The following is a 12249-nucleotide window of genomic DNA, read 5'->3' on the forward strand; positions in this document are numbered from 1 at the left end:
ATAAGAAACAGTTTAGGTTTAATAAGGGTTTAAATTGACAAATGCTTTACGGACATGGAGGTGATATCTACGGGCTTGCAAGGTCACTTGGTGTATCACCAAAAGATATCAAGGACTTCAGCAGCAATGTGAGCCCATTACCCATACCGGCCGGCCTGAAGCAACGGCTGATTACAGGTCTTGAAGAGATAAGGGCGCTGCCGGAGGTTGATAGTTTTACTTTACGCGAGGCCCTTGCCAGACGCTATGGCCTCCCATCCCAAAATTTCCTCATCGGTAGCGGCACCACTGAGTGGATATACAGTCTTCCAAGGGTATCGGGGGCACGGCGGGCGCTAATCCCGCTCCCTACGTATTCAGACTACGCTGATGCGGCAAGAGCGGCGGGTTGTGAAGTAGAAACCCTTGGGCCATGGCCAGATGGCGACCAAAACGCAAACGTCGCTATACTGAACTCCATCACCAATAAGGCCAAATATGGCGACATCGTCTTTATCTGCAATCCCAACAACCCAACTGGACGTTTCATTCCTACAAATATTCTAATGGATGCAATAAAAATCGCCCAGGATACTTTATGGGTCATTGACGAATCATATGCACCATTTATAGGAAGGGATCAAGAAACATCACTTATTTCATTAAATCTACCATCTAACTTACTTATTCTCCGTTCTTTTTCAAAACTATATGGAATCCCTGGTTTGAGACTTGGATATGTGCTTGGGGCCTCAAATCTTATAAAAAAATTAGATTCCATGTCAAAACCATGGGCGGTAAACAGACTTGCTCAAATAGCAGGAGAATATCTGGTAAAGATGTCTTTTCATTATGAAGAGGATGTACGCGAATACTGTAAGGTTGAAAAACGCCGGTTTCTATCCAGAATAGAGGCGGAGATCCCGTTTTTAAAACCGCTGGAAGGTAGTACCCATTTTATTCTCTTTAAGATTGCACCACCATGGATGGCCGCAACTATTACGGCGACATTAAAAAACAAACAAATTCTCGTAAGGGATTGCAGTAATTTTATGGGTCTCTCCGATGAATATCTAAGGATAAGCCTTAGATCAATGGAAGACAATGACTACCTGATAAACCAACTGAAAGAGCTCAACCCTTGATGCACGCCATCGGTTTCACCCGTGCAACTTTCCTTGCAAGCCCAGCCCTGTCTATGGCGTCTACAACCGCCGAAACGTCTTTATAGGCGTCAGGGGCCTCTTCCGCTGCACCTCTATAGCTTGCTGTACGGACTATTATGCCTTTGTCCGCAAGACGTTGAATCACATCTTTGCCTTTCCACCTTTTTAAGGCGGCATTTCTACTCATAGCACGGCCAGCGCCATGGCATGCCGAGCCCCAAACAAGGGCCTCGCCTTTTTCTTGGCCAACCAATATATATGAATGTGTCCCCATCGTCCCGCCAATAAACACAGGCTGTCCGATCCCCCTAAATTTCTCGGGCAACTCCGTTCTCCCCGGTCCAAATGCCCTTGTCGCACCCTTTCTATGCACATATAGCCGCTTTATTTCCCCGTCCACATAATGATTTTCGATCTTGCAGGTGTTGTGGCTGACATCATAGAGAATCTTTACCTCAGGCCCTGAAAAGATATCATTAAAGACCTGGCGTACCAGATGGCCGATGACCTGGCGATTGGCAAGGGCGCAATTCACCCCGCAAGCCATTGCTTTGTAATATGCCTCGCCCTCAGAAGATCTTATGGGCGCGCATACAAGCTCCCTTTCTTTTATCGGTATATTATATTTTCTAGACGCCTGGCCGAGTATTTGGATGTAGTCAGTCCCGATTTGATGACCGAGCGCCCTGGAACCGCAGTGGATAGCCACCACAACATCGTTCTTTTTAAGACCCATAGCATCCGCTGAAGGTTGATGAAATATCTCCTCTATATATTGAATCTCAAGATAATGATTGCCGGAACCCAAGGTTCCAACCTGCCTGTATTGTCGTTTTTTTGCGGTTTCAGACACGCACGATGGATCGGCCCCTGTAATGCACCCATGCTCCTCGATATAATCGAGATCTTCGGGCACGCCATATCCCAGCTCTATCGCCCACCTTGCACCGCCGATAAGTACGTCATCCAATTTAGCAGGAGAAAGTCGTATCTTTCCCTCCGAACCAACCCCGGAAGGCACTGTTTCAAAGAGTTTATCTACCAAGGTCTTGATCTTAGGGGCAATCTCTTGCCGTGTAAGACCAGTGATCATAGTTCGCACACCGCAGGATATATCATAACCAACGCCACCTACCGAGATGATCCCATCTTGATCAGGATCAAATGCAGCCACACCGCCTATCGGGAAACCGTAACCCCAATGAGCATCAGGCATCGCTATCGCAGCCTTAACAATGCCAGGGAGACTGGCGACATTGGCGATTTGGTCATACACCTTCTCATCCATTTCTTCGATTAGGGCACGGTCAGCATAGATTATGGCCGGTACATGCATATCATCAAAGATAGGTATCTCCCACTGGCATTCATCCAACCGCTTCAGTCTATTGATATTCACGATAGGCCTCCAACAACTTTATACATCCACCACACACTGGGCTATCCAAAACCCGTCACGCTTATAAACTTTAAGTTCAGTAAAGGTTGCCCCCTTGACATCCACACCCCTTTCAAACCTATTAGTATCAAAAAATTCTCCAAAGGCGAGGGCAGACAGTCTGAAATTATCTAGGTCGAGATGATTGATCTTAAAGTCCGAAAAGATACACCGATTTATGTCGGCCTCAGCTAAAAGTTGATTAATCCACGAGGTGAAAAGCGGCTCAAGATCAAAAGAAAAACATGAAATTTGATATATATTTACTGGTTTAATCGAACTAAAATTAATTACTATGATTGAAAAAAGGGCCTTTGCCCCATTTTCAAAAGCCTGTTCTAGCGTAGGCCCAATACCTCTTATTCCAATGTCGGCACCGTGCTCAAATGTCTCGAAGAGGGAGGTCCTTTCCATCAATTTCCCACTATATTCTATGCCACTTTTTATTTCCCCATTCTATCCAACCCCATGTTGAAAGAGCGGTAAATACAAGAAAGAGTACTGCCTGTGCATATATCCCATAATATAGATCAACAAATACCCATCCTATATTTGCGGCGGTATATACGGCGAAACCGGATCGCCTTTTTTTTATATTTAAAACTGCACCCAATATACTTAAACTAGCCAATCCCCAAGTGATAAAATTTTTCATTTTATTGAAATATTATTTTTAATAATTAATTGAATATATTATTTAATATTACCTAATCAGATCAACCATGTCCAGTAAGACACTCATAAGCTTTAGCTTTATAACAAATGAATAATATACTATGCTGATTTTATTATAAATTTTATTTAACATAATATATCTTATACGACATTAAATATATTAAGACTTTTTTCTACTATCCTGACAAGGGATCTATTGAGATCATACCCTACCAAATCAAAAAGATGTGATGGAGTTTTAAATCGCCCGCTGCGCCCTCTTGCCTTGCTTAATATCTCTTAGGTAGGTGAACTACGAGAAAGTCCGCCAATTAATAAACGAACAGACGTCGTCGCTAGTATTTTTTGTTTATATCGTTTGTATTGTTTATGGCATCATCCCAAGATCTTTTTCCTTTTTGGCGACCATGAGCCTGGTTTTTAAGGCAGTATCAGGAGTGAGGCTCATGGAATCTATGCCGCACTCCACAAGAAATTCTGCAAAATCAGGAAAGTCGCTTGGCGCCTGGCCGCAGATTCCGATCTTCCTCTTCGCCTTTTTAGCTGTTTGAATGACCTGTCTTACCAATCTCTTTACCGCCTCATTTCTTTCATCATATATATGCGAAACCAACTCTGAATCGCGGTCCAGTCCAAGGGTAAGCTGAGTCAAATCGTTTGAACCAATCGAGAATCCATCAAATACCTCGGCAAACTGGTCTGCAAGTATGACATTGCTGGGGATTTCGCACATAACATATACCTCAAGTCCATTTTCTCCCTGGCAAAGTCCATATTTTTTCATTACTTCTATGACCCTTTTACCTTCTTCGACAGTCCGACAGAATGGTATCATGACCTTTACGTTTGTAAGCCCCATTTCATCGCGGACCATCGCAAGGGCCTTGCATTCAAGGGCAAAGGCGGGCTCAAATGCCGGTGAATAGTAGCGCGATGCCCCTCTCCATCCTATCATCGGATTATGTTCGGTAGGCTCAAACAGAGAACCGCCAATCAGGTTTGCATATTCGTTGCTTTTGAAATCGGACAAGCGGACTATGACGTCGTTTGGCCAGAAACCAGCCGCAATCTTTGCGGTCCCCTGGGCAAGGGTATCTATAAAAAACCTGGTTTTATCTTCATATCCGATTGTCTTTGCATCAATAGACTTGATTATTTCCTTTATTTTTTCGTCTTTCCTGCTTTTCTTCTTTAATTCGTTATAGTTTAAAAGAGCGAGCGGATGTATCCCGATATGGGAATTGATAATGAATTCAAGCCGTGCGAGCCCTACACCGTCATTCGGCATCTGTCCCTGATCAAATGCCTGCTCAGGGATGCCGACATTCATCATGATCTTTGTCTTGGTCTTCGGGAGTTCCGTCAAATCAAACCGCTGGATCTCAAAATCAAGGATGCCTTCATATACCTTGCCTTGTTCGCCTTCTGCACATGAAACCGTCGCAAGTTTTACATCTTTCAATATCTCAGTCCCATTTTCTGTGCCAACTACACAGGGTATGCCGAGTTCACGTGAAATAATGGCGGCATGACATGTGCGCCCCCCTCTATTTGTGACAATTGCAGACGCTATCTTCATGATCGGCTCCCAGTCAGGGTCGGTCATATCCGTAACCAGTATCTGCCCGGCCTTGAATTTTGTAATATCATTTACGCTTTTAATGACGGTTATCTCACCCTTGCCTATCTTTGAACCTATAGCGCTTCCAGTCACAAGCAATTTCCCTTTTTCTTTAAGCACATAAGTCTCTATAAATTCGGTTTTTCTCTGAGAATGCACGGTCTCCGGTCTTGCCTGAACTATAAAGAGCTTTCCTGTGCCTACGGATGAACCGTCGCCGTCTTTTGCCCATTCTATATCCATAGCCTTACCATAGTGTTCTTCTATGGTGCATGCCCACCTGGCAAGCGTTAGGAGCTCGTCATCCGACAACACAAAACTATTCCTCTCACTTTTGGTTGTCGGTAGGTTACGAACAGGTGCTTTTGGATCATCCGTATAGACCATCTTTTTATGTTTGAGCCCAAGCTTTTTATGGATTATAGGCCGATAGCCTGCTTTAAGCGTAGGTTTGAAGACGTAAAATTCGTCAGGATTCACCGCCCCCTGAACGACATTTTCGCCAAGCCCAAAGGCGCCAGTTATATAAACAACCTTATCAAAACCACTTTCTGTATCCATAGTAAACATAACGCCTGAACTTGCGCTATCGCTTCTAATCATCTTTTGGACAGCTATAGAGAGATATACATCAAAATGTCCAAAACCTTTGTCGTGCCGATATGAAATAGCCCTATCAGTAAAAAGACTTGCAAAACATTTATGGCAGGCCTCGATCAAACGTTCAGGCCCTCTTATATTGAGATATGTCTCCTGCTGACCGGCAAAAGAGGCATCGGGAAGATCTTCGGCTGTAGCTGAAGACCGCACAGCGACATCCACGTTCGGTTGATTGTATGCCTTTTCAAGGGCACGATAGGCCTTTACGATCTCCGTCTCCAAGGCGGCAGGGAATTTAGCGCCCAGCACAATTTCTCTAACCGCCCTGCCTTTCTTTCTGAGATCAGCTATATTATGCGTATCCAGCCCATCCAAGGCATTGCGTATGGTCTGTTCGATGCCAGCGTCTTTAAGAAGATACTTATAGGCATCAGCGGTGATGGCAAAACCATTGGGGACATTTACACCTTTTGAACTAAGTCTCTGGTACATCTCGCCAAGAGATGCGTTCTTGCCGCCAACCAGGGGAACATCTTTTATCCCTATTTGATCAAACCACAATATCAAAGGCCCGTTACCCATAAAATGTACTCTCCTTTAAGCAAGTCTCTTTTATATCTAAAGTTGTCTTTATGATTATCCTGAATTTTAATTCATAAAAATTGTAGTCAATTAAAGATATTCTTGTCAACCATAAAACATGAATTCACTTTATAGAAAATAACATCATCTTATGCCTTGTTTTCTTTAAAAATGCAAGTCAAATTACAGAGTCTGGCATATGTGATGATCTCGGCCTTGAACTCCTTAACGTACGGGCAATCCCATATCGCAAGGAGCGCATCGCGCCTTAAATATCTCTCTGCAGCATCCTGGTGACGGCCCGAGAGCCTCTCTATTACGAACGGAAATATCTGCGGCTTTCTGCAGGCAACCGGTCTGCTAGAATATATATTGCAACTGCCTGAAGCATTGAGATGTGGACATGCCGCACCTCTTACCAATATTAAACTATACCCTGTGGCCCAATGATAGATGGCCGAAGGTCTTTTATAAAATGGGGCGCCATCTATTTCAAGTTCAGGCTCTGAATAAGCCGTTTTTGCACGCGACTTCATGGAATCAACAATCGGAAACCTGCTGAAGAGCGAAATCTCCTCTTCAAGAAGTGGTATCTCAAAAAATTCCTGTCTTGCCGATAAATCAGGCCCAGTACAGCACAAAACACAGCTACAGGGACCGCACAAGGCGGAATTTATGGCCTCGAGTTCATACTCAAGCACCCTCTGTTTTGTCAAAGAAATCATCGCATCGAACAAAGGAAGCTCTTTACCATCTTCATCTCTTATGTCAGGTAGGGTTATGTCTCGCCCCTTCTTGATCAAGGCCAGATTGTCAAAGACGCTGGCAATCGGTCTAATGAGCATAGATGGCTGTTTGTATATTATATCCAACAGTTTGAGATCGTCAGGAAGTTCTTGAATTAGATCTTCCAGCCCGCCATGAGGGCTAATCAGATATAATTGTGTTACAAACTCAAAAAGGGGCCAGAGGGGTTTTTTAAGGTCCATCAGCACCCCTGATGAGGGCCAAGGCCTCACCGGCTATTGTCTCCACATCGAGTCCAAGCACCTCTCTAAGTATCGCCTGTGTTCCATGCTCAATGAATCTATCAGGCAGGCCGAGCCTCACCACTTTTTTAGGCAAACAGCCAAGGTCGCTCAATCCTTCGAGAACGGCAGAACCGAACCCCCCCATAAGTGCATTCTCCTCAACCGTGATAAGTCTGCCATTTGTAAAGGATGAAACCCTGGCCAACAGTTCTTTGTCTAGAGGTTTTATGAAACGGGCGTTTACTATAGTTGCATTAAATCCATTCAATGCAAGCTTCTCCGCGGCAAGAAGGGCGGTTTTGACATGCTGTCCTACGGCAAGAATAGCGACGTCAGGGCCTTCTGAAAGCATTTCCCAACTGCCGATGGGTATTTCTTTTAACTCCCAATCCATGCTTACCCCAACGCCTTCCCCCCTCGGGTACCGAATAGCAGCAGGCCCATTGTGTTTGAATGCGGTAAACAACATGTGCTGAAGTTCGTTTTCATCCTTCGGTGACATGATGATGAGATTCGGAACCACCCTCAAAAAACTTATATCAAATGCACCATGGTGTGTTGGACCGTCGTCTCCTACGAGCCCACCTCTGTCTATTGCAAATACAACTGGCTGGGCGGTGAGGCACACATCATGAATGACCTGATCGTAGGCCCTTTGTAAAAAGGTCGAATAGATAGCGACAATCGGCCTTAATCCCTCAATAGCAAGGCCTGCTGCAAAGGTCACGGCATGTTGCTCTGCAATGCCAACGTCAAAAAAGCGCTCCGGGAACTCCCTTGCAAAGGCGCTGAGTCCGGTGCCTGACGGCATAGCTGCAGTTATGGCGACTATACGTTTATCATCTTTGGCCAACTTGATCAGTGTCTGGCCAAAGACAGAGGTATAGGTAGGAGGTACTGATTTTTTGGTCGTCTTTGGTTCACCCGTTGATATCTCAAACGGACCGACGCCATGAAAGTCCTCTGGGCGCCTTTCGGCCGGTGGATAACCCTTACCTTTCTTGGTAAGCACGTGCAGAAGGATTGGGCCGGGGATCTTACTTACATTCTGGAGCGTCTCTATCAATATTTCAAGGTTATGGCCGGGCAAAGGGCCGACATATTCAAACTGAAGGGCCTCAAAAAGCATACCTGGGGTAAAAAGACTCTTGAGGGAATCCTCGCTTTTTTTCAATAACGTCCATATCTGTTCACCAGTGCCGGAGCGTTTCAAAAAGGACTCTATCTCCATCTTGAGCCTAGATATCAGCTTGCCTGTGAGTTTTCTACTCAAAAAAGAGGAAAGCGCACCCACGTTCGGAGATATGGACATCTCATTGTCATTTAATATGACGATTATGTCCCTCCTCAGGTGACCTGCATTGTTCAAGGCCTCGAACGCAAGGCCGGCGGTCATTGAGCCATCTCCGATGACGGCTATCACCTTACCGGGCTCACCTTTGAGCCTTAGGGCGGTGGTCATTCCAAGTCCTGCCGAGATGGATGTGCTGCTGTGTCCTGTATCAAGGGAGTCATAAGGGCTCTCACTGCGTTTTGGAAAACCACTTATGCCTTTGAACTGTCGAAGTGTATGAAATTTACAAACCCTCCCGGTCAGAAGCTTGTGGGCATAGGCCTGATGTCCGACATCCCATATAACTCTGTCTTCGGGTGCGTTAAAAACATAGTGTATAGCTATAGCGAGCTCTACAACGCCAAGGCTTGGCGCCAAGTGCCCGCCTGTATTAGAGACAGTCTCTACGATCTTCTTGCGGATCTCGAGGGCAAGTTCATTCAATTCTTTTGGTTTGAGCCCTTTTATATCTTTTGGTGAATGGATGGTGTCAAGAAACCCGGGCATATCATCTATCCCTCTCGACCACATAGCGGGCTAAGGCCCGAAGCGGTTCGGCCTTTTCATCAAAATGGGCGATGGCTGACAACGCCTCGTCGAGCAGGATGACAGCCTTTCTCTTTGCCTCGGCCATTCCAAATACGGCAGGATATGTGATCTTTTTCTTTTTTGCATCGGAACCTACAGGCTTTCCTATAATAGCCCTCTCGCCTTCAATATCAAGGATATCGTCTACAATTTGAAAGGCAAGGCCCAAGGCCGCCCCATATCTACTTAGCCACTCCACCTCCTCCCGGGTCCCTTCACCCAAGATCCCGCCAGCCTCAACAGACGCCTGGATCATGGCCCCTGTCTTATGGCTATGAATAAAGGACAACATGCCTGGATCAGCGTCCCTGCCCTCAAGGAGTATATCGGCCGTCTGCCCGCCTACCATGCCGAATGGCCCAGCAGCCTTGGCAATGATAAAGATGGCCCTATTTGCACGCTCTGGCGGTATATGACCTATCAAATCTTTATTGCTCATGAGTTCAAAGGCAAAGGTCAATAAACCGTCTCCGGCAAGTATAGCCACCGCCTCTCCGAATACCTTATGACAGGTAGGTCGGCCCCTTCTGAGATCGTCATCATCCATAGAGGGAAGATCATCATGAATGAGCGAATATGTATGAATGCATTCAATTGCGCAGGCAAAAGGGATGAAATCCGCTGCATTGCCTCCGACCGCTTCAGCACCTGCGAGGAGCAGAATCGGGCGCAGCCTCTTTCCACCTGCCATCAAACTATAGCGCATAGCCTCGAAGACCGGTCCGGACAGGCCAGTCTCTATGGGCAGCAATCTCTCCAAAGCGGAATCTATCTTTGAGATTTGTTTCTTTAAATAAGTTTCAAGGCTGGCGTTCAAGACTTGTCCACCTCTTTATCTATATCTGAGGGCCTTATAACAATCCCGTCATCCCCTTTTGCAAGTTCATCTATCCTTCTTTCTATCGAATCGAGATATGTCGCACAGTACCTAGCAAGTTTTATCCCTTCTTCGTAGAGCTTCAAGGCGTCTTCAAGAGAAAGCCTTTCTGATTCAAGCTCACCGACAATCCCTTCGAGCCTTGACATGGCTGCCTCAAAACGCATTTTTTTACTAGACATAGCAGACCTCAGACTTGAAGCATTTGGTACTTTATGTTACCTCATGCCCTATGGAAGTGCGAGAGGTTTCAGATGAATTTCACAAAACAGCTGGAACGAGACCGACCACCTGGATTGAAAGACCCCTTCTTACTGTAGCCGAGATATGGCTTTCGTCGTGCAGGGTTATTACAGCCGGAAACGCGGAGGCAAGATCTATCCTCGGATCGGAGATACCTGTTATAATCGCACTGTGGCATTTCAGCCTTATATACATCTTGTTTCATTTCAGACACCGCAAAGCGGTCATCATGGTTAGCGGCAGCTCAGATGGCGATTGGGTGGCACGCTGCATCAAAAGATGGGGACAGATACCTGTAAGGGGTTCAAGGCTCAAGGGAGGTATAAAGGCCTTAAGAGATATGGCCGGGGCCATGAGGCGTTACAATATTGGAGCCGGTATAGTGGCGGATGGCTCCCGGGGCCCTGCTCGCATTGCGCAAAAGGGTGCCCTGATTCTTTCCAGGGATACCGGAGCACCGGTCATACCTATTGGATTTACAGCAAAACCAGCAATCATGTTCAACAGTTGGGACAAAACGATCCTTCCTTGGCCATTCTCAAAAATTGTACTGACATATGGAAAACCTTTTTACGTACCCAATGATGCAAGGGGACCGGCCCTTGAATCGTATCGAAAACTCCTAGAAGATGAATTAAATCAGGCTACAACGATGGCCGAAAACGTATTGACAGCAGGGCAAAACAACCGATGAATATCTAGAAAATCCCCCTCTTCCCAAGGAAGAGGATGGATTGGGAGGAGATATGTGGTTTAATACAGCCAACATACATTTTAATATACTTGACTTTATAATAACAATCATCATCGCCATTACCGTGCTGAGAGGATTTTTTGTGGGCTTCAGCCGCTCGGCAGCCTCACTCCTTGGAATATTGCTGGGTTTTTGGGTAGGCATGACCCATTTCTCAATCCTTTCTGACAGGCTTACACCTTTTATCAAAGAAGAAATATTCAGATCTTTGATCGCATTCTTTCTATTGTTTATCTTGGTCTACATGGCCTTTATAATAATTGGGATCATTATAAAGGGTTTGTTAAAGACCCTCCATCTCAGTTTGGTGGACAGGATAATGGGGGGGCTTATAGGCCTTGCAAAGGGTTTGATACTGACAGGCGTGATAATATTTCTGCTTACGGTCTTTTTGCCTGCAAGGAGCCCTCTTCTTGCTGATTCTCTGCTTTATCCAAGGTTAAGTCAGATATCGCAGGCGCTCTGCGCCCTTGTTCCTGATCACATAAAAGGCCGCTTTATGTGGAAATGGAAACAAATCCATCACGATGCTACGGAAGCAGGTATAGAGGTATAGGGACAAAAGATGGATAAAAAAGAAATTGTTATAGCATTGGCCGGAAATCCAAATGCCGGCAAGACTACGCTGTTTAATCAGCTCACTGGGGCCCATCAAAAGGTTGGAAACTGGGCAGGCGTCACGGTTGAAAAAAAAGAAGGGATGCTTTTACACAGAGGCTCAAAAATACGCATAGTTGATCTGCCTGGTATCTATTCACTCACCGCCTATTCTGTAGAGGAAGTCGTTTCAAGGAATTTCATCCTGGATGAACAGCCCGACGTGGTCGTTGATGTGCTTGACGCATCCAATCTTGAAAGAAACCTGTACCTCGCAACTCAACTCATAGAACTCAATATCCGCCTCGTCTTTGCCATGAATATGGTGGATGTGGCCCATGCGAGAGGGATAATCACCGACTATGACAATTTAGCAAGACTTTTAGGGGTACCTATCGTAAAGACCATTGGAACAAGGGGTGAAGGGATAAAAGAACTCCTTGATACCGTCCTTGAGGTTTCAGCTGACAGAGATCCTATCTCTAGGCATGTCCATATCCATTACGGCCAGGAGATAGAAGAGGAAATTGAAAAGATCAGGCAAAGGCTGAAGGGGGTCCCTGATATAGCCAACCGCTATTACCCGCGTTGGACCGCGGTCAAACTCATCGAGAATGACCCGCTTGTAAAAAAGGCTGTTGCCGCGTCCCCAGAGGGAGAAGCTGTTATTAAACAGACTGACATCAGCAGAGACCATCTGCAAGGCATATTTGAAGACGACCCCGAGACCCTCATTGCCGAAGCAAGATATGGTTTTATCTCAGG

12 protein-coding genes are annotated in these 12249 nt (G+C 45.7%); 4 read left to right on the forward strand and 8 right to left on the reverse strand.

Annotated features, from left to right (window positions below; all coding sequences use genetic code 11):
- The first annotated feature begins 41 nt into the window (after window positions 1-41).
- Complete coding sequence (locus tag ACP5SG_RS07850) at window positions 42-1124, forward strand: pyridoxal phosphate-dependent aminotransferase (protein ID WP_424661394.1); 1083 nt, start codon at window positions 42-44, stop codon at window positions 1122-1124.
- On the opposite strand, the gene ACP5SG_RS07855 is transcribed toward ACP5SG_RS07850, so the two are convergent.
- From ACP5SG_RS07855 to xseB, 8 genes are all read right to left on the reverse strand, one after another.
- Window positions 1114-2544, reverse strand: a complete 1431-nt coding sequence (locus ACP5SG_RS07855; RefSeq protein ID WP_237888127.1) for an RtcB family protein — start codon at window positions 2542-2544, stop codon at window positions 1114-1116. The two genes, ACP5SG_RS07850 and ACP5SG_RS07855, sit on opposite strands and share 11 nt — an antisense overlap.
- A gap of 18 nt (window positions 2545-2562) precedes the next feature.
- The gene (locus ACP5SG_RS07860; protein WP_237888126.1) at window positions 2563-2997 is read right to left on the reverse strand and encodes an archease; all 435 of its coding nucleotides are present in this window, start codon (window positions 2995-2997) and stop codon (window positions 2563-2565) included.
- Window positions 2998-3007: 10 nt separating this feature from the next.
- On the reverse strand, window positions 3008-3238 hold the full coding sequence (locus ACP5SG_RS07865) for a nicotinamide mononucleotide transporter (protein ID WP_407932007.1): 231 nt from the start codon (window positions 3236-3238) through the stop codon (window positions 3008-3010).
- Window positions 3239-3625: 387 nt separating this feature from the next.
- Complete coding sequence (ppsA, locus tag ACP5SG_RS07870) at window positions 3626-6061, reverse strand: phosphoenolpyruvate synthase (protein WP_428123324.1); 2436 nt, start codon at window positions 6059-6061, stop codon at window positions 3626-3628.
- A 149-nt stretch (window positions 6062-6210) separates the two neighbouring features.
- The gene (locus tag ACP5SG_RS07875) at window positions 6211-7050 is read right to left on the reverse strand and encodes a YkgJ family cysteine cluster protein (RefSeq protein WP_424661396.1); all 840 of its coding nucleotides are present in this window, start codon (window positions 7048-7050) and stop codon (window positions 6211-6213) included.
- Window positions 7040-8932 (reverse strand): 1-deoxy-D-xylulose-5-phosphate synthase, encoded by a 1893-nt coding sequence (dxs, locus tag ACP5SG_RS07880; RefSeq protein ID WP_237888123.1) that lies wholly within the window; start codon window positions 8930-8932, stop codon window positions 7040-7042. The genes ACP5SG_RS07875 and dxs overlap by 11 nt, the downstream gene beginning before the upstream one ends.
- Before the next feature lies 1 nt (window position 8933).
- Window positions 8934-9830: a polyprenyl synthetase family protein gene (locus ACP5SG_RS07885; protein ID WP_428123327.1), complete on the reverse strand. Its 897-nt coding sequence runs from the start codon at window positions 9828-9830 to the stop codon at window positions 8934-8936.
- The gene (gene xseB, locus ACP5SG_RS07890; protein ID WP_237888121.1) at window positions 9827-10072 is read right to left on the reverse strand and encodes an exodeoxyribonuclease VII small subunit; all 246 of its coding nucleotides are present in this window, start codon (window positions 10070-10072) and stop codon (window positions 9827-9829) included. The genes ACP5SG_RS07885 and xseB overlap by 4 nt, the downstream gene beginning before the upstream one ends.
- Window positions 10073-10086: 14 nt before the next feature.
- On the opposite strand from xseB, the gene ACP5SG_RS07895 reads away from it, so the two are divergent.
- From ACP5SG_RS07895 to ACP5SG_RS07905, 3 genes are all read left to right on the forward strand, one after another.
- Window positions 10087-10827: a lysophospholipid acyltransferase family protein gene (locus ACP5SG_RS07895; protein WP_237888120.1), complete on the forward strand. Its 741-nt coding sequence runs from the start codon at window positions 10087-10089 to the stop codon at window positions 10825-10827.
- Between the two features lie 52 nt (window positions 10828-10879).
- Window positions 10880-11443, forward strand: coding sequence for a CvpA family protein (locus tag ACP5SG_RS07900; protein WP_424661397.1), 564 nt, complete (start codon window positions 10880-10882; stop codon window positions 11441-11443).
- Window positions 11444-11452: 9 nt separating this feature from the next.
- The coding region (locus tag ACP5SG_RS07905; protein ID WP_428123331.1) for a FeoB small GTPase domain-containing protein at window positions 11453-12249 on the forward strand (797 nt) is incomplete at its 3' end.

The sequence above is a fragment of the Dissulfurimicrobium sp. genome, assembly GCF_049968175.1.
GTDB classification, from domain to species: Bacteria; Desulfobacterota; Dissulfuribacteria; order Dissulfuribacterales; family Sh68; genus Dissulfurimicrobium; species Dissulfurimicrobium hydrothermale.